We start from the raw sequence: 24,153 nt of genomic DNA, 5'->3' as shown, positions 1-24,153 counted from the left end.
TTACACCTCCTCAGCATTGTTATATAATAGGATTAAAGAAATATTATCTTCTCCACCTAAACTATTTGCTTCTTCCACTAAATCTTGACCTTTTTCTTCCAGTGTCTTACTGGAATATAAAATGGACTGCATTAATGATTCACTTATCTTATTACTCAAACCGTCTGTACAAAAAAGTAAATAAGAGTTTGGTTGGAACTCGATATCGTAGAAATCTGGTTGAATTGTTCGTTCCGTACCAATGGCTTTCATGAGAACATTTTTGTTGGGATGGGTCTTCGCTTGTTCTTCACTTATTTCACCCGAATCGATGAGCACATTTACATATGAATGATCTCGTGTAATTTGAAGCACTTGCGCAGGAGATATTAAATAGACGCGACTATCCCCTACATGGGCAATAATCCCTTGGTGATTTTCAAACAAACCCGCGATTAACGTTGTACCCATACCTGCGCACTCTACGCTCATTTTAGAATGTCTCATGACCGTTTGGTTAATCGATTGAAATGTATAGGTTAACCAGTCTTTTGCTTTTACTATAAATGGATTGAATGCAGCAAAATACTTTTTAAATTCAGAAACAGCTAAGTCACTAGCTACGTCCCCAGCATTGTGCCCACCCATTCCATCAGCAACTACAGCTAGCAAACGACCGTCTTCTCGCCTAAAAACCTCTACTCTATCTTCATTTACCGTTCTTTTCATACCTACATCCGTCTTCACAACAAACTTCATCTTATCATTCACCTCTTTTGAATTTGGCAAAGAGTGTTCTCTATTTCTGTTTTTGGAATAGAGCTACGTAAAATCCATCACTGCGTAAATCTTGTGGGAAAATCTGAAGCGTTCCTTCTTTTTCCTGATTCTTTATACGTTTAATAACGTCTGGAAAATGCTGAAGTTTCATATCTGGATGTGCATCTAAAAATAGTTGTGTTGTACCTTCATTTTCCTCTAAATCCACTGTACAAGTACTATAGACCATTAATCCATCTGGTTTTAATAGTTTATATGCTTCTTCAAGCAAATTCATTTGAATTGGTTTAAGAGAAGCAAAATCTTTTTCCTGTTTAGTATATTTAATATCTGGCTTACGTTTCATAACGCCAAGTCCACTGCACGGAGCATCAACAAGTATTCGATCAAATGATTGTTCTGCAAAGTTTTCACTAGCTTTTCTTCCGTCCATCTCCACTGTTTCAATGAAACTAAATCCTAAACGTTCCGCATTTTCCTTCACTAGCTTTAATTTATGCTGGTGAATATCCATTGCTACAAGTTTCCCTGTATTTTTCATTTTTTCAGCAATATGAGTAGTTTTCCCACCTGGTGCTGAACACATATCTAGAACGGTCATTCCAGGTTCTGGCTGAAGAACATAGGATGGAATCATTGAACTTTCATCTTGAATGGTCACAAAGCCTTCTTGATAAGCAGTTGTTCTCGCTGCTTGTCCGTTGATCAGGTAAATACATTCAGGAATGATTTCACTTTTAGCTACTACATGACCTTCTTGAGTCATTTGATGAACTACTTGATCAACGGTACGTTTAAATAAGTTTACTCGCAAAGTAGTCACAGGTGGTTCGTTGTTTTCTTTTAACATTTTTTCTGTTGTTTCAAAACCATATTGGGATATGAAACGCTTCACCATCCATAGAGGGTGGCTCGTTTCGATGGAAAGTCTCTCTTCTCTATCCTTAATATCTTCCGTTGAACGTACGCCTTCTCTTAAAATGGACCGCAATATACCGTTAACCGCTGAGGCAATCCCTTTATGTCCTCTTCTTTTCGCGATTTCTACTGCTTCGTTCACAGCAGCATGATCAGGAATTCGAGATAAATAATGAATTTGATATAAGGATAATCGGAGTAATTGCTTCACCCAGTCATCTAACTTACCTTTTATAAACGGTTGCAAATAGTAATCTAGTGTCATTTTATATTGAAGTGTGCCGTATGTTAGTTCCGTAAGCAAAGCGCGGTCTTTAGCGTCAATCGTATATTTTTCGATTGTTTGGTGTAACAGTAAGTTACTATAAGCTTGTTGCTTTTCAACAGCCATTAATATAGTAAGGGCTGCATCTCGAACATTACCTGTCCAAATCTTTTCATTTTTTTTAGTCATTCAAAAGTATCTCCTATTCGCAATTTCGAACCTACACCGCGCAAATAATCTTCAGCGGACATTTTCTTCTTACCTGCTGGTTGTAACTCATTAATGCGAATTGCATCTGATTTGCCAGTTTGTACAACGAAATAATCCGACTCAATTTTTACAACAGTTCCAGGCTTTTCGTTTGTTTGAGTGTTAATAGTATCCGCTTTCCATACCTTCACTACTTGTCCCTCTAATGTTGTATATGCTACAGGCCACGGATGGAGCCCACGGACTTGATTGTGTAATTGTAGTGCTGAATTATTCCAGTCCATTCTTTCTTGTTCACGAGAAATATTTTTAGCAAATGTCACTAGGCTGTCATCTTGTTTTGTCCGATTATTCTCTTTAGCGATAATCGAAGGCAGTGTTTCTTTAAGTAGGTTAGAGCCTACTGCACTTAGTTTTTCAAATAATAGTCCGGTATCATCCGTATGTTCAATAGATATCTCACTTTGCGAGATGATATCTCCAGCGTCTAATTTCTCTTCCATATACATTATAGTGACACCAGTTTTGCTTTGGCCATCAATAATCGCCTGATGAATTGGAGCTCCTCCACGGTATGCAGGAAGCAACGAGGCATGAACATTTATGCATCCCAGTTCAGGAACGTCTAACAATTCTTTTGGAAGAATCTGACCAAAAGCGGCGGTGATGATCAAATCTGGTTTTAGTGCGATAATTTGCTCTAGCTCTTCGGAACCCTTTAGTTTGTTTGGTTGAATGACAGGTAAGCCAAGCTCAATAGCTTCTTCTTTGACAGGTGGGGCCGTTAGCACTTTCTTCCGCCCTACTGGTCGATCTGGTTGAGTCACGACAGCCTTTACTTTATAGCCTTCTTCTACTAACATTCTCAAGATAGGGGCAGAGAATGCTGGGGTGCCCATGAAGATAATAGAAGTCATACTTCTTCCACCTCATTTTCAATTTCATCTAATTCAACGTAACGAACAACCTTAGTAGTAAATAAAACACCGTGCAAATGGTCAATTTCATGTAAAATCGCTCTTGCCTCATAATCCTCTGCTTGTAATTCATATAAAGCTCCTGTTCGATCTTGAGCTTCTACTTTCACAAAAAATGGACGTTCTACTTCTCCATAAATGTCGGGAAAACTAAGACATCCTTCCACTTCTATTTCTGAACCTCCGACTTCCACTATCTCAGGATTAATCATTTCGATAATATCTTGCCCTTCACCTAAGTCGACGATAGCTGCCTGGATCGTCTCTCCAACTTGTGGTGCAGCTATGCCGATTCCATCTGAAGCAACCATCGTGTCATACATATCGTCTAAAAGTTCCGCTAATTTATTGTCAAACTTGGTAACTTCTTCACATTTCTTTAATAATACATCATTGGGATGTGTAATGATTGAACGTACTGCCATTTCTTTTCCTCTTTTCAAACACCTTATAAAATAGTGGATGGATCTAAATCAATCGTTAAAATGATTCCTTTTTTTATCCACTCTGTTCGGTATATTTTTATTAACTGTTGAAGTTTTTCAACTAGTATTGGTTCTTTTTTGTATTTTATCAAACATTGGTAACGATATCTATTTTGTATCTTACTAATAGCGCTAGATGTTGGTCCTATGACCATCGTAGTAGGGGACAGATTCTCTCGTAACCAATCAGTCGCTAATTTTGCATATTCCGATGCTAACATAACATTTTCATGTGTTACTTGAACAAGTGTTAAATAGTAGAAAGGTGGATATTCAAACTGTTTTCGTACTAGCATTTCTTTATGATAGAACGGTTCATACAACTGTGACTTTGAATATTCAATGGCATAGTGCTCTGGGGTATAAGTTTGAATGTATACCTGTCCCTCTTTATCGTGTCGACCAGCTCGACCACTAACTTGTGTCATAAGCTGAAATGTTTTTTCAGCGGCTCTAAAATCGGCTAAATGCAGAGTGGTATCCGCGTTTAACACTCCAACCAGTGTTATATTAGGGAAATCAAGCCCTTTAGCAATCATCTGGGTACCAAGCAAAATATCTGCTTCTCCGTCTCCGAATTGTTTTAAGATCCGTTCATGAGAACCCTTTGTCCTAGTCGTATCTACATCCATCCGTAGAACTCTTGCATAAGGAAATAACTTAGTGATTTCCTCTTCTACTTTTTGAGTTCCCGTTCCGAAAAATCGTATATGCTCACTTTGACATTCTGGACATTGCTTCGGTACAGGCTCTTCATGTCCGCAATAATGACATTTCAGTTGCTCGCCTTCTCGATGATAAGTTAACGAAATATCACAATTATCGCATTCAACTACAGTTCCACAATCTCTGCAAAGTACGAATGATGAAAATCCTCTTTTGTTTAAAAATAATACAATTTGTTCTTTTTTCTCTAGCTTTTCTCTTACAGCATCCGCAAGATCTACACTGAACATGGAACGATTACCATTTTTCAACTCTGCACGCATATCTACAATATTCACGACTGGTAAGGGCTGTTCTTTTGCACGCATTTGTAATGTTAACAAACTGTATACACCCTTGGAAGCTCGTGCATATGATTCAAGTGAAGGTGTTGCACTTCCTAAAATAACGGGACATTGATGAAAATTACTTCTCCATATAGCAACATCTCTTGCATGGTATCTTGGTGTATCTTCTTGTTTATATGTAGATTCATGCTCCTCGTCGAGAATTATCAAACCTAAATTTTTAAAAGGTGCAAAAATGGCAGATCTAGCTCCTACAACAACTTTAACTTCCCCACGCCAAATTTTTCGCCATTCATCAAATTTTTCTCCGACAGATAGCCCACTATGCATAACAGCTACTTGATCGTCAAAACGTAATTTAAATCTTCTAGTCATTTGGGGGGTCAATGATATTTCAGGTACAAGCATAATTGCCTGTTTGCCTTCATTGATTGACTTTTCAATAGCATTCAAATAAATTTCCGTTTTCCCGCTACCCGTAATGCCATGTAACAGAAAAGTAGTATGTTCATTATTATCCTGTGCATTGTTAATTTTAGAAAGAGCTTCCTGTTGTTCGTCTGTCAATTTAAATCTATGATCCTGATCGTTATACTCTAGGCTGTTTATTTCACGGTATATTTCTTTGTTTTTTGTTTCTAAGATACCTTTGTCTATTAAAGCTTTAACCGTATGATTATTTGTTTGCGTAGAATCTTTAAGTTCTAGCATTGTATACGAAGGTTGCTTCTTAAGTAACAGCCATTCAATAAGTTCTTTTTGTTTGATTGCATTTTTGGGTAGCGTATTTAGTTGTGATAGAACTAATTCCTCATCCTGTACCATACGATACTTGGTAATTGTTTTTACCTTACCTTGTTGCTTAATGACAGTATCTAACTGGAACTTCCCTTGTTCCAGATATTTTTTCATCTGTTTTAGCATGCCGGCTTTTTCAAAAATTTCGTATGATATAGACTCTTTTGACCCAAACAGAGCTAATGTTTCTATATCTATACCATCATGTTCTACTAATCGAATTTCTTTTTTATATGAAGCACGAAGAGCGGCAGGTAACATCACTTGAAGTGCATCTATTTCATAACAGAGTGTTTTTTGTGTCATCCACTTGGAAAGCTGTAATAATTCATCGGTTATAACAGGCTCCACATCGATTATTGAGATAATCGCTTTTAGCTTGGACATATCTAAATCAGATTTTTCTTTAATATTCGTTATAAACCCCTGTACTTTTCTATTTCCAAAGGGTACATGCACTCGACTTCCACGCTCTATCACTGTCTCTAATTTATCAGGAACTATATAGTCAAAAGGACGATCAATAGGATAAGCTGATACATCTACGATAACTTCTACTATCATTTGGCATCATCTTTCTCCAATTGAATAATAGTTTGCAGTAATTGTAGAGCGAGCACTTTTTTAGTTTGATGTCCAAAATACTGTTCTATATTTTTACCTACTAACGTAACAGCATTCGTATCTGTTCCAAATCCAGATCCTTCCTCCGTCACGTCATTAGCAATAATATAATCTGCATTTTTCTTATCTAACTTGCTTTTAGCATAGTGGATCACATCATTGGTTTCTGCTGCAAAACCTATTAATAATTGGTCTTTTTTTCGTTTCCCTAACTCCAAAAGAATGTCAGTAGTTCTTTCTAATACAATTACAGACTCCCCTGGTTGTTTTTTCATCTTTTGCAAATGAACTTCCTTTGGTTTGTAATCTGCCACAGCAGCAGTTTTGACAACCATTGTTGCTGTATCAAAATGAAGTAAAACGGCATCTAACATTTCTTTGGCACTTTCTACAGAAACAAGTGTTACATTTGGTGGTGGATTTAAACTGACAGGTCCTGATATCAAAATTGTTTCAGCTCCTAGACTAGCTGCTGCTTCTGCCATAGCGTAACCCATTTTCCCACTAGAAAAGTTAGTTAAAAAACGAACAGGATCTATTCTCTCTCTTGTTGGTCCGGCTGTAACTACAACTTTTTTCCCTTTTAAAGGTAGTTCTTTCGGGACAAAATATCCCTCCACCAACTGTACAATCTTCTCTGGTTCCTCTAAACGACCTTTCCCAACATATCCACATGCTAAAAAACCTTCAGAAGGCTCTATAAAATGAAATCCATCTTTTGAAAGTTGGGCAATATTGCGAATAACCGCAGCATTATCATACATATGTACGTTCATCGCAGGTGCTATCCATACATCAGCAGTAGTCGCTAATAAAGTAGTAGTGACCATATCATCTGCAATACCATTTGCTAACTTACCAATTACATTAGCTGTTGCTGGTGCTACAATTACCAGGTCAGCCCAGTCTGCTAAATCTATATGTGCAATTACACTAGAATCCTTTTCATCAAATGTGTCAAAATACACATCATTCCTAGACATTGCTTGGAAGCTTAACGGCTGCACAAATTCCATTGCTGATTTTGTCATCATTACTTTTACATTTGCGCCTGCTTGAGTCAATTTACTAACCAGCGCAACTGCTTTGTATACAGCAATTCCACCAGTAACACAGATAAGAATTTTTTTAGAAGTTAACATTATGAATTCTCTCCTCTAAACAACAACCTCCCAAAGAAACGTACATTCTTTGGGAGGTCATTGCTAACAAAAATATTTAAACTTCGTCTTCATAAACTACAGAATCATTTGATGATAATATAGTTAACTCACCAGCTGCAACTTCCTCTAACGCTCTTCCTACTTTTTTATAGGACACATATGAAGTTAGACGTTCTCCGCCTTCTTCTTGTAACTGACGAGCTCGCTTGGATGCGACCGTCACTAAAGAATATTTTGAATCGATTTGCGTTTTTAAAGAATCTACAGATGGATATAACATATTAAATTTCTCCTTCCAGCATAGCTGAATATCTTTTTTCTACACGTTCACGACGACAATGTTCGGCTACGACAATTGCATTAATTTTCGCACATGCTTTAGACACTTCATCGTTTTCTACAACATAATCATATAAATGCATCATTTCAAGCTCTTGTCGTGCAGCTTGAATACGTGAACTGATGACATCTTCTGTTTCCGTTCCTCGGCCAATAAGTCTTTGTTGGAGTTCAGAAAGGCTTGGAGGCGCAAGGAATATAAATAAAGCCTCTGGAGCTTTCTCGCGAACAAGCGCTGCTCCTTGAACTTCAATTTCCAAGAAAACATCGCGTCCCGAATCTAACGTAGCATTCACATAGTCGATAGGAGTTCCATAATAATTCCCCACATATGCTGCATACTCTAACAATTTACCTTCTTCAATCAGTTGTTCAAATTCTTCTTTTTGTTTAAAGAAATAATCTACTCCGTCTACTTCACCTTCACGAGGGCTTCTTGTAGTCATAGAAATAGAGTACTCATAGTTTGTACCGGGTTCGGAAAACAACTCTTTTCTAACTGTCCCTTTACCTACTCCTGATGGACCTGATAAAACGATCAATATACCTTTTTCTCTTCGCATAACGTCTCCTTCAAATACAGTCATACTACAACGAATTCTTCCAATTACATACTTAACTGATTATAACACAAGTGTACTGGAAAATGATAAGATATATTAGATAAGTGCAAGCGCCGATGCTTTAGAAGTCGTCTAATTTAGTGACGTCGTGTCACAACGAATAAATGACCTACATCCTAAGACCTCGATATTATGAAGTAACTATAGGCACTAGGTGCTCGAGCTCGATATATCGAAGGCGCACGCAGCACAATAAAAATAATGATTTGAAAGAGGAGTACTTATGGCATTTGACGGTTTATTTACTATATCTATGACAACAGAATTACAACAACTCGTGTCCGGACGTATTTCTAAAATACACCAGCCCAATTCACAAGAGATATTAATGCATATTAGAGCTCAAGGTAAAAATTACAAACTTTTGTTCTCAGTTCATTCATCTTATTCACGCGTACAAATTACACACGAAACAATTGACAATCCAGCCCAACCACCACTATTTTGTATGGTATTGCGTAAGCATTTAGAAGGTGGAATTATTACTGGAATTCATCAACATGAAAGTGATCGAATTATTATTTTCCAAATACAAAGTAAAAACGAAATCGGTGATGATATTTCCCGTGAAATTCATATGGAAATAATGGGACGTCACAGTAATTTGCTTTTAGTAGATCCAACTCGCAATTTAATCTTAGAAAGTATAAAGCATCTCTCTCCTTCTATGAATAGTTATCGTACTATTTTACCAGGACAGCCCTATATTGCTCCTCCTTCTCAAAACAAGCTGAATCCACTCGATGTTTCAGAAAAACTAGAAGCAGTACTTAAATCGGCTAATGATTCGAAAGAAATTTTGGATCAAATTTCTGGTTTTTCTCCATTACATGCGAAGGAAATCATGTATAGATTCCAAAGTTCAACGGATAGAGTGGAGATTTATAAGGAGTTTATCCAAGAGATTACGCAAGGTGGCTCTACAAAACAAATTGTAGAAGTAAATGGAAAATCCTATTATTCACCAAATGCATTAACTCATTTGGAAGGCGAAAAATTCGATGAAGCAAGTTTAGGTAATTTATTGGATCGGGTCTATTTTGCAAAAGCAGAACGCGACCGTGTGAAGCAGCAAGCAGGAGATTTAGAAAAATGGCTTCAAAACGAATTAAACAAATTGAAGTTAAAAATGAAAAAACTCCAAAAAGACTTTGAACAAGCAGAGAACTTAGAAACTTATCAACTATTTGGTGAGCTAGTCATGGCAAATGCACATGCGATTGAAAAAGGATTAAAAGAAGTAGAGCTAGTAAATTATTACGATGAAAATGAAAAAACAATTGTGATTCCTTTAGATGTCCGAAAAACTGCTACGCAAAATGCACAAAAGTATTATAGCCGTTATACAAAAGCTAAAACTGCATTATTAAAAATAGAACAGCAATTTGAAATTACCAAAGATGATATTGCTTACTTTGAGTTGCTGCTCCAACAAGTAATGCAAGCCTCTCCAACTGATATTGAAGAAATTCGAGAAGAGTTAATGGAGCAAGGATTACTGAAAATGCGTGCTTCGAAAAAGAAGAAAAAGCCCGTTAAGCCAACACCAGAAAGATTTATCGCCTCGGATGGTACCGAGATATCTGTCGGCAAAAACAATAAACAGAATGATTTTGTAACTTTTAAATTAGCTCGTAAAACGGATACATGGCTTCATACAAAGGATATCCCTGGATCCCATGTAGTTATACATTCAGAGAATCCGTCAGAACAAGCACTATTAGAAGCAGCAAATCTTGCAGCATATTTTAGTAAAGCACGCGAATCTTCCTCAGTTCCGGTAGATTATACCGTAATTAAACAAGTGAAAAAACCAAATGGGGCAAAACCTGGATTTGTCATCTATTTTGAACAGACCACCTTATTTATCACACCGGACGAAGAAAAGATTAGAAATATGAAGAAGTAGAAAGATGTTAACCTAAAAAAGCTAAAAGAAAGGTCTGTTGGAAGTAAATCTTTACTTCTGTCAGACCTGTTCTTTTTTTATAGTTAATAATTTCAATCTTTTTCGCGTAACTAGAAAACCTTTTCGAAATAATTCTGTATTAGCTACAATCTCTATGATGACTGCTTCTAACAATGCGATAGTGAACACGACTAAAAGACAAAAAATAGCTACTTTATCGAAAATGCTCTCGAAGGAATTTGGGTACGATATAAATTTTAGCCTAGTGTAAAAAAAGATTGAACCAAAACCCAAAGCAAAAACAGGGATATATTTGAATAAGTTCGTTGATACCTTTTTCCCTAAATAGTAAGTTATGATAGCAATGAGACCCATTAGAGTTAAACATACTAAGATTGCAATCTTAAAACTCATCTTGAACACCTCTTTCCGAAAATAAGGAAAATATTTTTGTTTACTAAAGCCAAAATAGTCTTTACATACCATATTCATAATATAAGCGGATAATACACTTCCTATAGAGTAAGACTTTTAATTTTCAACCTTTCTAACAACCATAAGAGACTCAATACAAGCTTAACCAAGACATAAATAATTTAGTCTTTACTTGTTCATTCCAAACATTATTTGGGAAATATCAATACCAATGGGAAAGACCACTTGATGCGTTAACATCAAGTGGCCTTTCAAATTATTAACCCAAATCTTCTTTTATTTTAATTGACACTAAAACTACTACCTAATACATCGCGGACTTCGTGAACAACAACGAACGCATTTTTATCTACGCTACTGACAGTTTGCTTCAGCTGTACTAGTTCAGGTTGGTTTATAACAATATAGAGAACTTCTTTTTGATTTTGACTGTACCCGCCTCGACCTTCTAGAATTGTTACACCACGCGACATATTGGACACTATAAATTGGCGAATCTCTTCCGAATGTTCAGAGATAATTGTCACTGCAGTTCGACTATTTAATCCTTCAATTACATAGTCAATCACTTTTGAACCTAAAAATACGGCAACAAGCGTGTACATTGCTTTTTCCTGTCCAATGATAAATACAGATCCCGCAATAACAATAATATCAATAACTAAAACACCTTTTCCTAGACTCCATCCTAAATACTGATTGGCTAAACGAGCTAAAATGGCTGATCCTCCGGAAGTTCCGCCTGCTCTGAACATTAAACCCAGACCAAGACCTACAAACACACCAGAGAAAAGAGCAGCTAGCAATGTATCGCCATTCAATTGATGACCTACATCTTCTGTTAGAAACAGAAACAAAGAAGAAAAAACAATTCCAATTACTGTATATATCATTGTCTTTTTGTCAAAAAATTTATAACCAATAGCCAAAAGGACCGCATTAATCATCAGGTTGACAACCCCTGGTGACCATTCAAATAGATAATAGGTAATTACCGTTACCCCAATTACCCCGCCTTCGGATAATCTGTACGGAATTGCAAAATAGTTAATCCCAACTGCGAATAACAATGATCCAATAATGATTAACAATATTTCTTTCATACGTTGTTGTGCCATATTATGTATATCCTCCTACGAATAACCAGACAAAAATTCTACTCTATCCCTTTTTACAGGCTGTAATCCTCCACGGATGGAGGTGTCACTCTATGTAGTTTACTGTCGGTCTTCCGACTCCCATTTCTTTGCGTGCTTCTCGATTATTTCTATTAATTTATTCATTGCTGGGGTAAGCCATTTATCTTTGTGATACGCTAGTTGAGTAGTCACAAATTCATCACTGTGCACCCAAGGTAAAGCAACTAAGCTGCCTCGTTCTAGTTCTTCTCTCACCGTCATCAAAGGGAGATAGGAAAGACCTAATCCACACTTCACTGATTGTTTAATAGCTTCGATATTCCAAAAAGCTATTCGTGAACAACCAACACCCTCCTCTTTAATCCATCTTTCTAGCAAATCGCGATAGCTTCCGGTCTCTGTTAAAAGTAATACTTCATCTTCCAAGTCGTTTGGAGTTATCATCGCTTTACCACATAATCGATGTCCTGCAGGTGCAATCATTACCAACGTCTCTCTTACTAAATCATTCGTAACAATGTCAGGTCCTAATTTTTCAGGATTTGTAAATAAAGCCAAGTCAAATTTCCCAGATTTCAACTCATTATTAAGCTCCTGACTTTCGGAAGGTTGTAATATAAGTTGGACTTTTGGATACAGCCTTTTGAATTCATATAAAATAGTTGGCAGTCTATATACCATTAAAGATTCATTTGCTCCGATCAATACTGTACCGGAAGGCTCTGTATTTAATCGGGAAGAATCGACCGCTTCCTGATAAAGATGTAATATTTCCTTTGCATACGATGCTAAATGGTTCCCTGCATCTGTTAGAACAACTGTTTTTCCTAGCCGGTCAAAAAGGCGATTTCCAACAGCTTCCTCCAATGCCCTTACATGATTTGTAACTGTCGACTGTGTGTATCCCAACTGCTCACCAGCTCGAGTAAATCCTCCACATTCAGCTACAACTAAAAAGGTCTTTAGATTGCGAAGTTCCATAGTCAATTCCCCCATACGAATAATATTCCTCATATTGTATAGGAATCCTATTTGAATGGCGATAATTTTTACCGCCAAATGATATTATAGTATCTTTTTCAATATTAATGAAATTAATTATATTAATTAAAATCATTTAAAATATTAGGGTAAAGTGAATTCCTAGTTATTTATATATAATTCTTTATGCATCGGGCATTATCTTTAAAAGAATAAGCTTTCCTTTTGCGGAAAGACTACCAAAAAGGAGTGAAACAAAATGCCGCAAAAAAATAAAATACTAGTACCTTCTGCACGTGAGGAGTTAGATAAATTAAAGTTGCGAGTTATGAAGGAGCAAGGTTATAAGCTAAAAAGCAATAATCCGGACGATGTAAAATACGAAGTTGCAGAAGAGTTAAGTATTCCCTTAAATAATGGATATAACGGTAAACTTACTTCAGCACAAGCAGGCAAAATTGGTGGACCAATTGGTGGGAGTATGGTGAAAGAAATGGTTAGAATGGCGCAAGATCAAATGATGAAAAGATAATTCCATCTATCGATAAGGAAAACAATTCAATAGCATAAAACCTGTAGATGGGGGGATTATAATGCTGAAACAGATAAGATTAAATTAATTATCTGTTTTTTGACATTAAAGTATTTCCCGAGAAATAAAAAATGAAAAGAGGAGGTCATGACAAATGGCATTTAACCAACAAAACCTTAGTCCAGGAACTGCTTTTTTTCGGTTCATGTTAGGTTCAATAATGACCACTTATGGAACTGTACGACTTTTACATGAACCTAAAAGCAGAAGCGGGAAGATGCTCGTCCTTTTTGGTTCTATGAAAGCTGCTGAAGGAGCAACAAAGTTTTGTCCGACGAAAGCGATTGGTACGGTGATGGATAATTTAGCAAATGAAAATGCTAAATCAGGTGCACAAGCCAATTCCAGTAACCAGATGGCTAATGGAACTCAAACAGGACAATATGCATCAGGTGGGAATACTGACAACCAGCATGGTGGGATCATGCAAATGGTTGGAAGTCTTGCACAAAAACTAACAAATGCTAATTCGTCTCAAAATACTTCTGGCTCACAGAACGCAGGAGGAAATCAGACTAGCAATTCGGCTGACCAAAGTAATATGGGGAGCAATTCATCATCAATCGGTAACCTCGCTCAAACTATTGCCCCTCAGTTAAGTCAAGCAGTCAAAGAAGTAACGAATATGGCAAGTTCACAACAATCATCAGGTACTAAAAATGAGCAAAAACAAGCTTCCGGAACTAGTGAGGGAACTAGTAAGAAAAATGCTACATCAAGTGGAAACAACTCAAAATCAGCTTCTAGTACTAATGATAAGCAAGCTGCTCCCGCAAAAGCAAACACTGATACAAACGGAAAATCTAACAATTCGAATATAGACTCATCCATCATAGTAGAAGTATCGAAATCAAGTCATAAGAATTCAACTACACCAAACATTCTACAATAAGCAATATTTGACTATACTTTCTTCAAACTGAAAACGTGCTTAGTACCAGTCGAAAACTTCGAGTGACTACATAGCACGTTTTTAGTTATCCCACCAAGTATTACAGTCCTATTGCTAATATGATGTAACCAACAATTAATATTAACCTTCCTCTTCAAAATCTTCCTCTAATCGCTTTACAAACTCTTCTGCAGCACTATACCCTTGCTGTTTTAAATACCAATTATTTGCCGCCGCCTCAATAAGTCCCGCAACATCACGGCCAGGTTGTAATTGGATTTGCATATGCGGTATTTGAACACCCATATAATCTATAAATTTTGTTTCTAATTCTAATTCATTATTTAATGTATTGCTTTCCCATTTAGTTAACTCAATATCTAATGCGATTCGAGTTTCCTCTTGAAATGCAGTGCGGCCATATAGGCGGACTACATTCAACAAACCAATACTTCGTAGCGCCAAAAATTCTTTATTTTTCTCATTATGGGAACCTAAAAGAGTCTGTGGACTTAGCTTTTTTAACACAACGATATCATCTGCTACTAGCCTATGGCCACGCCCTATTAGTGTATGTGCTGTTTCACTTTTACCGACACCAGATTTCCCCCGCAACAAAATGCCCATACCAGATACATTCACACAAACACCATGAATTGAAATCTCTGGAGCCATCGCTTTTACAACAAATGCATCTAGTTTTGCACTTACTGCGCTTGTAGAATCAGGAGTGCGCAATAGTGGGATATCATTTTCTACACAATATTGTATTAGACCGGGAGGCTCGGCCTGGTTGGAGGTAATTATTATACAAGGTGGATCGTATTGAATAATGTTACCTATACGTAACTTACACTCTTCAATCTGGAGTGTGTGTAAATAATTTATTTCATTTTTCCCTAGGATTTGAATATGTTCCGTTGCTATAAAATCGAACTTGTCCATAAACTCCAAGCCTGGACGTCGAACTTTTGTTTTCTTTACTACCCGCTGGAATTGATTGTGACCAGATAAAACTTCTAGAGAAAATCTATTCACAAGGTCCATCACTGTTAAAATTTTCATCGATTACACTCGCTCTCTCCATATCATTAACTCATCATATAACAAAAATAAGTGCATAACTATTCATTTCGTTTCATTCAAGCAAAGTATAAGAGGAAAAATAAGACAAGGTGACCCGAATTGAATAAGCAAATATATCGGAAAAACTATTAATGTTTAGCCAATAATAAAGCCTACTGTTAAAACAACCAGATAAAAAATCCACCAAAATAGCTCTATCCTTTTTTCAGTATACTCATGAATAACTTTTGAATTCCCCATAATTCCTCTTAACAAAAAGCCTTCTAAATATACGAGTAAGAATAGAATTAGTTTCAAGTTAAAATTGTCTATAAAAAACGATCCCTCTTTTGTAGAGAGATCGTTTACAACTTAGTCTATTGTAGTAGTCCACTTTTTAAATCACTATGCCATTTAGCAAGCATAGGAATATCTTCTTGATTAATTATTCTTGCTTCTTTTGCAGCAGTTGTTAAAGCATCGTAATTTGTTAAACTGACGAACGAAATCCCTGCTTCTTCAAATGCTTGATCTGCTTTTAGTAGTCCATAAGTAAAAATACAAACAACACCTAGTACTTCTAGACCCTCTTTTTGAAGTGCTTCTACTGCCACTAGACTGCTTCCACCTGTCGAGATTAGATCTTCAATGACTACTACTTTTTGTCCTGCGACTACTTTACCTTCAATTTGATTGCCACGACCATGTTCCTTTGCTTTTGAACGGACATACATCATCGGAAGTTCCAGTACATCACTCACCCAAGCAGCATGGGGAATCCCCGCAGTTGCCGTACCAGCTACTGCTTCAGTTCCTGGGAAGTTTTTGTCGATGGCTTCTGCTAATCCCTGAGCAATTTCTTTTCGAATAGCTGGTGATGACATCGTAATACGGTTATCACAATATATTGGAGATTTAATACCAGAAGCCCATGTGAATGGATCGTTCGGTTTTAATGCAACTGCACCAACTTCCAGAAGTGCCTTGGCAATTTTGTTTTCTAAGCTCATGCATTTTCCTCCCACATTTTTAAAATAGTTTCATATGCTTGTATTGGGTCATTCGCTTTTGTTATTGCACGACCTACCACAATATGAGAAGAACCAAGGATTCGAGCATTCGCTGGAGTTGCAACACGTACCTGATCATGCGCTTCTCCTTCTGCTAAACGAATACCAGGAGTAACACGTAAAAATTCTTCACCACAGACAGATGCAATTTTCTTGGCTTCTAAAACGGAGCATACGACTCCATCTAGCGCTGCTGTTTTAGCTAGCTCTGCATAATGAACAACTGATGCGTCTATCGTTGTTTGTACCAGCTGTTCTTGCTGCATTTGCAATTCAGAAGTGGAAGTTAGTTGCGTTACAGCAATAATAGAAGGTCTTTTACTACCAGCAGTGGTGCCAGCATCTAATCCTTCACGTGCTGCAATCATCATTGCTACTCCACCTGCCGCATGCACATTCACCAAATCTGCTCCTAAACGAGCGAGACCTTTCATCGCATGCCCTACTGTATTTGGAATATCATGTAGCTTCAAATCAAGAAAAACATCATGACCCATCTCTTTTAGTTGATACACAATAGAAGGCCCTTCTTGTAAATATAATTCCATCCCTACTTTTACAAATAATGACTGCTCAAATGGAGTGAGAAATTGGTATGCATCTTCTGCAGAGGCAAAGTCTAATGCAATAATTGGACTGTTTAACATAGTCGATGACTCCTTCCAACTAAATCTGTTACGGTGTTAAATCCTAGTTCATCTAATTTTGCTGGAAGCTGTTCGATTAAATTAGGACAAATGAATGGATCAACAAAGTTTGCTGTCCCTATCGCAACCGCACTTGCTCCTGCCGATAAGAAATCCACGACATCATCAATGTTAGTAATACCACCCATTCCAATAATAGGGATAGACACTTTTTGGGCTACATCATAAACCATACGAAGTGCTACTGGCTTAATAGCTGGACCGGAAAGACCACCAGTGACATTTGCAATTACTGGACGACCAGTTTTAGTGTCTAAGCGCAATCCTAATAATGTATTAATCATCGTAATACCATCAGCTCCGCCTGCTTCTACCGCTTTTGCAATTTCTCCAATATCCGTTACATTTGGAGATAGCTTCACATATACAGGGACAGAGGAAACAGCTGTCACCGCTTTTGTTAACTCCTCAGCAATAAGAGGATCTGTTCCAAATGTAATTCCCCCTTGCTTCACATTTGGACAAGAAATATTTAGCTCAAGCGCATGAACATTTGGTGCTTGAGAGATTGCCTCTGCTACCGTGACATAATCTTCTGTAGTATAGCCTGCAACATTTGCTATAATTGGCACTTCGTATTGTTCGAGCCAAGTCAGTTCATTTTCTAATACTTTCTTTAGGCCTGGATTTTGCAGGCCAATTGCATTTAACATTCCTGACGGCGTTTCTGCCACACGTGGTGTAGGGTTACCTAATCTTGTTTCAGGAGTTGTGGCCTTTATCATAATGGCACCTAATTGCGATAAATCATATAACTTCGCATATTCTTTACCAAACCCAAAGCAACCAGAAGCTGGCATGATTGGATTTTTCAAAGAAAGACCTGGTAAAAGGGTAGCTAATCTATTCATACTCGAACAACTCCTGACGGGAACACTGGACCATCTGAACAAACCTTCACATAATCAGCCTCTATTTTTTCTGTTGTATCGCAAACACAAGCAAAACATGCCCCTATTCCACAACCCATACGTTGTTCAAAAGATAAATAACCTTCTTTTTCTGGGTATAGTTTTTCTAGAGCAGCTAGCATCGGTGTTGGCCCACAGCTATAGTAAACTGCAAAATCATCTTCTAGCTTTTCTAACACATTTGTTACGAATCCAGTAGAGCCATGGCTACCGTCCACTGTCACAATATAAGTTTCTCCAAGTTCTTGAAATTGTTTTTCATAAAAAACAACATCTTCCGACTGAAATCCTAATACATGAATAGGCTTTACACCTTTTTCCACAAGCCTTTTAGATAGTTCAAATAGAGGTGGCACACCAATTCCGCCACCTATTAGCAAAGCCTTCTGACCCACTTCTACTTTATCAATTGGAAAACCATTTCCAAGGGGTCCAAGTACATCCACTTGGTCCCCTGGTTTCTTTTCAGAAAGAAGTGTAGTCCCTCTGCCTTCTGCGCGATATATCATTGTAAATTCTAAAGTTTTTTCATTTATAGATGAAATACTTATTGGTCTTCTTAGCAAAGGTTCCATTTGATCAGACACTCTTAGATGGACAAATTGACCTGGTTGTTTCATATCCAGTACTAACTGTCCAGTCAATGTGAGTTCAAAAATGTTCGTCGCAATAGCACTTTGTTTTACGACTTGCATTTGTTCTTGTCTAATCATGCCTTTACCTCCTGATGTTTCATCGTTTCAGTTGAGAATGTCATTGACTCAATGACACGCAGCATTGCTTCTGCAGTATCTAATGAAGTTAAACAAGGGATGCCATTTTCTACGGATTCTCTACGAATACGGAATCCATCACGTTCTGGCTGCATTCCTTTTGTTAACGTATTAATGATAAATTGTGCTTCCCCTTTTTGAATTACATCTAGTAAAGTAGTTCCTTTTGAACCTATTTTATCAACGATATCTACTGGAATCCCAACATTTTTAATTGCTTCAGCAGTACCTTGAGTAGCCATAATGCGGAATCCTATTGCATAGAATCTTTTCGCAATTTCGATGCCTTCTGCTTTATCTTTATCTGAGATAGTCATTAGCACTGTGCCATGATCTTTAATTTCCATACCCGCTGCTACTAAACCTTTGTATAATGCTTTTTCAAGCGTGATATCTTTGCCCATTACTTCACCAGTAGATTTCATCTCAGGTCCGAGTGTAATGTCTACACGACGAAGTTTCGCAAAACTGAACACTGGTACTTTTACATATACACCTGGGCTAGTTGGAGCAAGTCCTGGTGTATAACCTTGTTCTATAATTGATTGACTTAAAATCGCTTTTGTTGCGATATTCGCCATCGGAATTGATGTGATTTTACTTAAGAATGGTACAGTACGACTTGAACGTGGATTTACTTCAATAACATAAACCTCATCTTTTGAAATAACATATTGAATATTCATCAATCCAACAATTTTCAATCCTTTTGCAAGTCTTGTTGTGTAATCTACCAATGTATCCATCTGGTATTGCGAAAGCTTCTGTGGAGGATACACAGCAATTGAGTCACCAGAATGGACTCCTGCACGTTCAATATGTTCCATGATTCCTGGTATTAACACATTTTCACCATCACAAATTGCATCTACTTCTATTTCTGTTCCAGTTAAGTAGCGGTCAATCAAAACTGGTTTTTCAGGACTTGCTTCCACCGCATTCTCCATATAATGTTTAATCTCGTCTTCGGTGTAGACAATTTGCATGGCACGCCCACCAAGTACGTATGAAGGTCTCACTAATACTGGGTATCCTATTTCATTGGCAATGGTCGTTGCTTCTTCTACAGACACAGCAGTTTTTCCGAGTGGCTGTGGAATATCTATTTCATGAAGAGCTGCTTCAAACTTATTACGATTTTCTGCACGATCAATGTCCTCTAGCGTTGTACCTAAAATTTTCACTCCTCTTTCTTCCAACCCAGCAGCTAAGTTGATAGCCGTTTGTCCTCCAAATTGAACAACTACCCCTTTTGGCTGCTCTAAGTCTACGATGTGCATAACATCTTCTAATGTGAGTGGTTCAAAATATAATTTATCTGAAATGGAGAAATCGGTTGAAACTGTTTCAGGGTTATTATTAATAATAATTGCCTCATAGCCCGCTTCTTTTATCGCCCATACAGAATGTACAGTTGCATAGTCAAACTCAACCCCTTGACCAATACGGATCGGCCCTGACCCTAACACAATCACACTTTCCTTTTCCGTACGAATAGATTCATTTTCCTCTTCATATGTTCCATAAAAGTAAGGTGTTTCAGACTCAAACTCCCCTGCACACGTATCGACCATTTTATAAACTGGTACAATTCCATTTTCTTTTTTAAATTTATAAACTTCTAATTCAGTTACATGCCAATATTTTGCAATAGTTTTATCTGCAAAGCCCATACGTTTTGCTTTATATAACACTTCTTGATCGAAAGGATTTGCTTGGATTACTTGTTCGTACTTCACGATATTTTGAAGCTTGTTTAAGAAAAATTGATCGATCTGACTCCACTCATGTATCGTTTCTACAGATACTCCACGGCGGAGTGCTTCTCCTATAAAGAATAATCTTTCATCACCCGCACGACGAATGCGTTTTTCCATCCACGCATCTGTAATTGATTCACTATTTTTCATTTCGATATGGAAGTGCCCAGTTTCCAGTGAACGTATTGATTTAAGAATTGCTTCCTCAAATGTACGGCCTAAAGACATTACTTCTCCAGTAGCTTTCATTTGTGTTCCTAGATTACGTTTTGCCGATTCAAATTTATCGAATGGCCATCTAGGAATTTTGGCAACAATATAATCCAATGCTGGCTCGAAACAAGCGTAGGTTTTTTGGGTAACTGGATTCATCATCTCATCCAATGTAAGACCAACAGCAATTTTAGCGGCAAGTTTTGCAATTGGATAGCCAGTTGCTTTTGATGCCAATGCAGAAGAACGGCTAACTCGTGGGTTCACTTCAATAATATAGTAATTGAAGCTATGTGGATCCAGTGCTAACTGTACATTACATCCACCCTCAATTTTAAGTGCACGAATAATTTTTAAAGATACATTTCGAAGCATTTGGTTTTCTCGGTCTGACAATGTTTGTGTAGGAGCAACAACAATTGAGTCCCCAGTATGGATCCCAACAGCGTCGAAGTTTTCCATATTACATACAACAATTGCATTATCCGCAGAATCACGCATTACTTCGTATTCTATCTCTTTATATCCAGCAATGGATTTCTCGAGTAAACACTGTGTAACCGGACTATATTTTAAACCACTTGTCACTATTTCAGCTAAATCGTTATCGTTATAACAAATACCCCCGCCAGTTCCACCCATTGTAAATGCCGGACGGACAATAACTGGATAACCAATTCGCTCAACAAATGCTTTTGCTTCTTCCAGATTATGAATAATATCGCTATCGGGAACTGGTTCATTTAATTCATTCATCAACGTACGGAATAAATCTCGGTCTTCCGCTTTGTGAATAGCTTCCAGTTTTGTACCTAATATTTCAATTCCTAGTTCATCTAAAATGCCGGACTCATCGAGTTCAATTGCCATATTTAGTCCAGTTTGTCCCCCAAGTGTTGGTAAGATGGCATCTGGACGTTCTTTACGAATGATTTTACTAACAAATGGTAACGTGAGAGGTTCAATATAAACTTTATCTGCAATTTCTGTATCTGTCATAATAGTTGCAGGATTTGAATTCACTAAAATAACACTATAACCTTCTTCTCTTAGTGAGATACATGCTTGTGTACCCGCATAATCGAATTCCGCTGCTTGGCCGATTACAATTGGACCAGAACCTATTACTAGTATTGTTTTTATATCTTTACGTTTAGGCATGTGAACTCTCCTTTTTGCTTTCAGCATTCATTAGTTCGATAAACTCATCAAATAGATGTTTTGAATCTTCTGGTCCCGATGATCCTTCTGGGTGGAACTGAACACAGAATACCGGGAATTTAGTATGTCTTACTCCTTCAACCGTGCCATCATTTAACGCTATATGTGTTATTTCTAAATCTGTTTGTGCGATGGAATCTGCATCAATTGCATAACCGTGGTTTTGAGAAGTTAACTCTGTTTTTCCAGTTCTGAGATCTTTTACTGGGTGATTTCCTCCGCGATGTCCAAATTTTAACTTGAAGGATGTAGCGCCACTTGCAAGTGAAATAAGTTGATGTCCAAGGCATACTCCGAAAATCGGCACTTTCCCAATAATTCCTTTGACCATTTCAATTGCTTCTGGAATATCAGTTGGATCTCCAGGTCCGTTAGATAGCATGACACCATCAGGGTACATACCTAGAATTTCAGTTGCTGATGTATTATAAGGGACAACAATAATATCGCAATCTCTTTTATTTAGCTCTCTTAATATGCCGTGTTTCATACCAAAGTCCACAAGTACGACTCTCTTTCCTCGTCCGGGACTTGGATATGGACGAGTTATAGAAACTTGTTGCACTACATTTTTGGGGATTTCCGTAGCGAGAAGTTCTTTTACAATTTGATCCACATTCACTTCTTCACCAGCATTTGTAAGTCTGCCTTTTAGAGAACCATGCTTACGAATAATACGAGTAAGCTTTCTCGTATCGATTCCTTCAATTGCTGGAACGTTTTTCCCTTTTAAAAATTCACTCAAAGTACCTGTACTTCTGAAATTTGATGGTTGTTCCGCAAGCTCTCTTATAACCACTCCGGAAAGACCTATTTTAATAGCTTCAAAATCATCAGGATTTACACCGTAGTTACCAACCATTGGATACGTAAACGTCAATATTTGTCCACAGTTAGAAGGATCTGATATAGATTCTTGATAGCCTGTCATGGCAGTTGTAAAAATCACTTCACCAATTGTCCCTGCATCACTACCAAATGCATTTCCCTTAAACACCGTACCGTCTTCTAATATTAAATATCTTGTTTTCATATTTGTTCCTCCTGCCATACGATTTCTCCGTTATACATTGTCAGTTGTGGCCAACCATTACAAACAATTCCGTTAAACGGTGTATTTTTTCCTTTAGATATAAATGTTTCTTTATCTATTTTTTGTTCTTTTTTTAAGTCTATTAAAACCAAATCCGCTGGTGATCCTACTTCTAGCTTCCCAAACTCAAATCCGAATACTTTGGCTGGTTTAATAGTTAGGTAATCCAATAGTTGCTGTAATGTCCACTCACCAGGTTTTACGAAGTGAGTATATAATAATGGGAATGCTGTCTCTAAACCGACAATTCCGAACGGCGCTTTTTCAAATCCATTTGATTTTTCTTCTTCTGTATGAGGAGCATGATCAGTGGCGATAAAATCTAAAGTTCCATCTACTAACCCCGCTCGTAGTGCCATCATATCTTCTTTAGCTCTAAGTGGTGGGTTCATTTTCCAAATTGCTTCATCAGATGGAATATCATCCTCACAAAGTATTAAATGATGAGGACTTACTTCCGCTGTTACGTGAATACCTGCTTTTTTAGCGTCTCGTATTACTCGTACAGATTCTTTTGTACTTACATGACATACATGATAATGAGCCCCTGCTGCTTCTGCGAGTAAAATATCACGCGCAATATGTACGGATTCTGAAACTGATGGGATCCCCTTCAATCCAAGCTCTTCACTTCGTTTTCCTTTATGCATAACTCCACCGTAGATTAACGAGTTATCTTCACAATGCGCAACAATTGGAATATTAAATTTCGCAGCTTCTTCCATTGCTTCCAGCATTGTACCTGCAGCTTGAACACCAACACCATCATCCGTTAAAGCAAAGGCTCCAAGATTTTTCAACGATTTAATATCTGTTCTTTCTTTACCTGCTTGTCGAATAGTAATAGAACCATATGGCAAGACACGTACAAGTGCGTTTTTCTCTACTAAATCTAAAACATGTGAGAAGTTTTCGGCTGTATCAGGCACTGGTCTTGTATTTGGCATAGCACAAATAGTTGTATAGCCCCCTTTAGCGGCAGCATTTGTTCCTGTTTCTATCGTTTCCTTCTGCTCTCCACCTGGCTCACGTAAATGTACATGAACATCAATAAACCCCGGAGAGAGCAAGAGACCTTTACCATCTATTTGTTGTGCTACAGTTGATGTGACATTGGCTCCGATTGCAGCAATCTTACCATCTTCAACTAAAACAGCAGTCGTTTCAAATTCCCCTTCATTGTTAACTATTTGAACGTTTTGAATAATTATTGTCATG

22 protein-coding genes are annotated in these 24,153 nt (G+C 37.4%); 3 read left to right on the top strand and 19 right to left on the bottom strand.

From position 1 onward, the window contains the following. From MHI47_RS05780 to gmk, 8 genes are all read right to left on the bottom strand, one after another. Positions 1–768 (bottom strand): Stp1/IreP family PP2C-type Ser/Thr phosphatase, encoded by a 768-nt coding sequence (locus MHI47_RS05780; protein ID WP_340829999.1) that lies wholly within the window; start codon positions 766–768, stop codon positions 1–3. Positions 769–778: 10 nt separating this feature from the next. Further along, positions 779–2,131, bottom strand: a complete 1,353-nt coding sequence (gene rsmB, locus MHI47_RS05775; protein ID WP_340829997.1) for a 16S rRNA (cytosine(967)-C(5))-methyltransferase RsmB — start codon at positions 2,129–2,131, stop codon at positions 779–781. Beyond that, the gene (fmt, locus tag MHI47_RS05770) at positions 2,128–3,069 is read right to left on the bottom strand and encodes a methionyl-tRNA formyltransferase (protein WP_340768708.1); all 942 of its coding nucleotides are present in this window, start codon (positions 3,067–3,069) and stop codon (positions 2,128–2,130) included. The genes rsmB and fmt overlap by 4 nt, the downstream gene beginning before the upstream one ends. Further along, a complete protein-coding gene (def, locus tag MHI47_RS05765; protein ID WP_340829996.1) occupies positions 3,066–3,554 on the bottom strand; it encodes a peptide deformylase in 489 nt (162 codons plus the stop codon). Before def ends, fmt begins: the two co-directional genes overlap by 4 nt. Positions 3,555–3,577: 23 nt before the next feature. Continuing rightward, positions 3,578–5,989 (bottom strand): primosomal protein N', encoded by a 2,412-nt coding sequence (gene priA, locus MHI47_RS05760; protein ID WP_340829993.1) that lies wholly within the window; start codon positions 5,987–5,989, stop codon positions 3,578–3,580. Continuing rightward, on the bottom strand, positions 5,986–7,191 hold the full coding sequence (gene coaBC, locus MHI47_RS05755; protein ID WP_340829992.1) for a bifunctional phosphopantothenoylcysteine decarboxylase/phosphopantothenate--cysteine ligase CoaBC: 1,206 nt from the start codon (positions 7,189–7,191) through the stop codon (positions 5,986–5,988). Before coaBC ends, priA begins: the two co-directional genes overlap by 4 nt. 76 nt (positions 7,192–7,267) lie before the next feature. Continuing rightward, positions 7,268–7,492 carry a DNA-directed RNA polymerase subunit omega gene (rpoZ, locus tag MHI47_RS05750; RefSeq protein WP_093535248.1) on the bottom strand — a complete coding sequence of 75 codons (225 nt, stop codon included), beginning with the start codon at positions 7,490–7,492 and terminating at the stop codon, positions 7,268–7,270. A gap of 1 nt (position 7,493) precedes the next feature. Continuing rightward, the gene (gene gmk, locus MHI47_RS05745; RefSeq protein WP_340764399.1) at positions 7,494–8,114 is read right to left on the bottom strand and encodes a guanylate kinase; all 621 of its coding nucleotides are present in this window, start codon (positions 8,112–8,114) and stop codon (positions 7,494–7,496) included. A 283-nt stretch (positions 8,115–8,397) separates the two neighbouring features. Between gmk and MHI47_RS05740 the strand changes: the two genes are divergently transcribed. Further along, on the top strand, positions 8,398–10,083 hold the full coding sequence (locus tag MHI47_RS05740) for an Rqc2 family fibronectin-binding protein (protein WP_340829991.1): 1,686 nt from the start codon (positions 8,398–8,400) through the stop codon (positions 10,081–10,083). A gap of 60 nt (positions 10,084–10,143) precedes the next feature. Here MHI47_RS05740 and MHI47_RS05735 read toward each other — a convergent pair whose 3' ends face one another. The 3 genes from MHI47_RS05735 to MHI47_RS05725 all read right to left on the bottom strand — a co-directional run bounded on the left by MHI47_RS05735 (position 10,144) and on the right by MHI47_RS05725 (position 12,638). Continuing rightward, entirely contained in the window at positions 10,144–10,497 is a 354-nt protein-coding gene (locus MHI47_RS05735) for a hypothetical protein (RefSeq protein WP_340829990.1), read from the bottom strand. Positions 10,498–10,799: 302 nt separating this feature from the next. Beyond that, positions 10,800–11,636, bottom strand: a complete 837-nt coding sequence (locus tag MHI47_RS05730) for a YitT family protein (protein ID WP_093535254.1) — start codon at positions 11,634–11,636, stop codon at positions 10,800–10,802. A gap of 99 nt (positions 11,637–11,735) precedes the next feature. Further along, positions 11,736–12,638, bottom strand: a complete 903-nt coding sequence (locus tag MHI47_RS05725; RefSeq protein ID WP_093535256.1) for a LysR family transcriptional regulator — start codon at positions 12,636–12,638, stop codon at positions 11,736–11,738. A gap of 259 nt (positions 12,639–12,897) precedes the next feature. On the opposite strand from MHI47_RS05725, the gene MHI47_RS05720 reads away from it, so the two are divergent. Both MHI47_RS05720 and MHI47_RS05715 read left to right on the top strand, forming a co-directional pair. Next, positions 12,898–13,170 (top strand): alpha/beta-type small acid-soluble spore protein, encoded by a 273-nt coding sequence (locus MHI47_RS05720; protein ID WP_340829989.1) that lies wholly within the window; start codon positions 12,898–12,900, stop codon positions 13,168–13,170. Between the two features lie 154 nt (positions 13,171–13,324). Beyond that, positions 13,325–14,122 carry a hypothetical protein gene (locus tag MHI47_RS05715; protein WP_340829987.1) on the top strand — a complete coding sequence of 266 codons (798 nt, stop codon included), beginning with the start codon at positions 13,325–13,327 and terminating at the stop codon, positions 14,120–14,122. Between the two features lie 141 nt (positions 14,123–14,263). Here MHI47_RS05715 and hprK read toward each other — a convergent pair whose 3' ends face one another. The 8 genes from hprK to MHI47_RS05675 form a co-directional block, all read right to left on the bottom strand. Continuing rightward, a complete protein-coding gene (gene hprK / locus MHI47_RS05710) occupies positions 14,264–15,187 on the bottom strand; it encodes an HPr(Ser) kinase/phosphatase (protein WP_340761887.1) in 924 nt (307 codons plus the stop codon). A gap of 377 nt (positions 15,188–15,564) precedes the next feature. Continuing rightward, complete coding sequence (gene pyrE / locus MHI47_RS05705) at positions 15,565–16,197, bottom strand: orotate phosphoribosyltransferase (protein WP_340829985.1); 633 nt, start codon at positions 16,195–16,197, stop codon at positions 15,565–15,567. After that, a complete protein-coding gene (gene pyrF / locus MHI47_RS05700) occupies positions 16,194–16,904 on the bottom strand; it encodes an orotidine-5'-phosphate decarboxylase (RefSeq protein WP_340829984.1) in 711 nt (236 codons plus the stop codon). The genes pyrE and pyrF overlap by 4 nt, the downstream gene beginning before the upstream one ends. Further along, positions 16,898–17,815 carry a dihydroorotate dehydrogenase gene (locus MHI47_RS05695; RefSeq protein WP_340829981.1) on the bottom strand — a complete coding sequence of 306 codons (918 nt, stop codon included), beginning with the start codon at positions 17,813–17,815 and terminating at the stop codon, positions 16,898–16,900. The genes pyrF and MHI47_RS05695 overlap by 7 nt, the downstream gene beginning before the upstream one ends. Then, complete coding sequence (locus MHI47_RS05690; protein ID WP_340761883.1) at positions 17,812–18,588, bottom strand: dihydroorotate dehydrogenase electron transfer subunit; 777 nt, start codon at positions 18,586–18,588, stop codon at positions 17,812–17,814. The genes MHI47_RS05695 and MHI47_RS05690 overlap by 4 nt, the downstream gene beginning before the upstream one ends. Continuing rightward, positions 18,585–21,782, bottom strand: a complete 3,198-nt coding sequence (gene carB, locus MHI47_RS05685) for a carbamoyl-phosphate synthase large subunit (protein WP_340829979.1) — start codon at positions 21,780–21,782, stop codon at positions 18,585–18,587. The genes MHI47_RS05690 and carB overlap by 4 nt, the downstream gene beginning before the upstream one ends. Beyond that, on the bottom strand, positions 21,775–22,875 hold the full coding sequence (locus MHI47_RS05680) for a carbamoyl phosphate synthase small subunit (RefSeq protein WP_340768696.1): 1,101 nt from the start codon (positions 22,873–22,875) through the stop codon (positions 21,775–21,777). Before MHI47_RS05680 ends, carB begins: the two co-directional genes overlap by 8 nt. Then, on the bottom strand, positions 22,872–24,152 hold the full coding sequence (locus MHI47_RS05675) for a dihydroorotase (RefSeq protein WP_340768695.1): 1,281 nt from the start codon (positions 24,150–24,152) through the stop codon (positions 22,872–22,874). The genes MHI47_RS05680 and MHI47_RS05675 overlap by 4 nt, the downstream gene beginning before the upstream one ends. Position 24,153 lies beyond the last annotated feature (1 nt).

It is taken from the genome of Psychrobacillus sp. FSL H8-0487, assembly GCF_038008385.1.
GTDB classification, from domain to species: Bacteria; Bacillota; Bacilli; order Bacillales_A; family Planococcaceae; genus Psychrobacillus; species Psychrobacillus psychrotolerans.
Note: the sequence above shows the minus strand (reverse complement) of the source record. Positions and strands in the feature narration are given on the sequence as shown.

Coding starts and splice junctions, on each gene's coding strand:
- pyrF (WP_340829984.1), bottom strand. CDS start 16,904: ATGTTAAACAGTCCAATTATTGCATTAGACTTTGCCTCTGCAGAAGAT.
- coaBC (WP_340829992.1), bottom strand. CDS start 7,191: ATGTTAACTTCTAAAAAAATTCTTATCTGTGTTACTGGTGGAATTGCT.
- MHI47_RS05715 (WP_340829987.1), top strand. CDS start 13,325: ATGGCATTTAACCAACAAAACCTTAGTCCAGGAACTGCTTTTTTTCGG.
- carB (WP_340829979.1), bottom strand. CDS start 21,782: ATGCCTAAACGTAAAGATATAAAAACAATACTAGTAATAGGTTCTGGT.
- MHI47_RS05675 (WP_340768695.1), bottom strand. CDS start 24,152: ATGACAATAATTATTCAAAACGTTCAAATAGTTAACAATGAAGGGGAA.
- MHI47_RS05690 (WP_340761883.1), bottom strand. CDS start 18,588: ATGATTAGACAAGAACAAATGCAAGTCGTAAAACAAAGTGCTATTGCG.
- MHI47_RS05730 (WP_093535254.1), bottom strand. CDS start 11,636: ATGGCACAACAACGTATGAAAGAAATATTGTTAATCATTATTGGATCA.
- MHI47_RS05680 (WP_340768696.1), bottom strand. CDS start 22,875: ATGAAAACAAGATATTTAATATTAGAAGACGGTACGGTGTTTAAGGGA.
- MHI47_RS05720 (WP_340829989.1), top strand. CDS start 12,898: ATGCCGCAAAAAAATAAAATACTAGTACCTTCTGCACGTGAGGAGTTA.
- gmk (WP_340764399.1), bottom strand. CDS start 8,114: ATGCGAAGAGAAAAAGGTATATTGATCGTTTTATCAGGTCCATCAGGA.
- rpoZ (WP_093535248.1), bottom strand. CDS start 7,492: ATGTTATATCCATCTGTAGATTCTTTAAAAACGCAAATCGATTCAAAA.
- MHI47_RS05695 (WP_340829981.1), bottom strand. CDS start 17,815: ATGAATAGATTAGCTACCCTTTTACCAGGTCTTTCTTTGAAAAATCCA.
- pyrE (WP_340829985.1), bottom strand. CDS start 16,197: ATGAGCTTAGAAAACAAAATTGCCAAGGCACTTCTGGAAGTTGGTGCA.
- rsmB (WP_340829997.1), bottom strand. CDS start 2,131: ATGACTAAAAAAAATGAAAAGATTTGGACAGGTAATGTTCGAGATGCA.
- MHI47_RS05725 (WP_093535256.1), bottom strand. CDS start 12,638: ATGGAACTTCGCAATCTAAAGACCTTTTTAGTTGTAGCTGAATGTGGA.
- hprK (WP_340761887.1), bottom strand. CDS start 15,187: ATGAAAATTTTAACAGTGATGGACCTTGTGAATAGATTTTCTCTAGAA.
- priA (WP_340829993.1), bottom strand. CDS start 5,989: ATGATAGTAGAAGTTATCGTAGATGTATCAGCTTATCCTATTGATCGT.
- def (WP_340829996.1), bottom strand. CDS start 3,554: ATGGCAGTACGTTCAATCATTACACATCCCAATGATGTATTATTAAAG.
- fmt (WP_340768708.1), bottom strand. CDS start 3,069: ATGACTTCTATTATCTTCATGGGCACCCCAGCATTCTCTGCCCCTATC.
- MHI47_RS05740 (WP_340829991.1), top strand. CDS start 8,398: ATGGCATTTGACGGTTTATTTACTATATCTATGACAACAGAATTACAA.
- MHI47_RS05735 (WP_340829990.1), bottom strand. CDS start 10,497: ATGAGTTTTAAGATTGCAATCTTAGTATGTTTAACTCTAATGGGTCTC.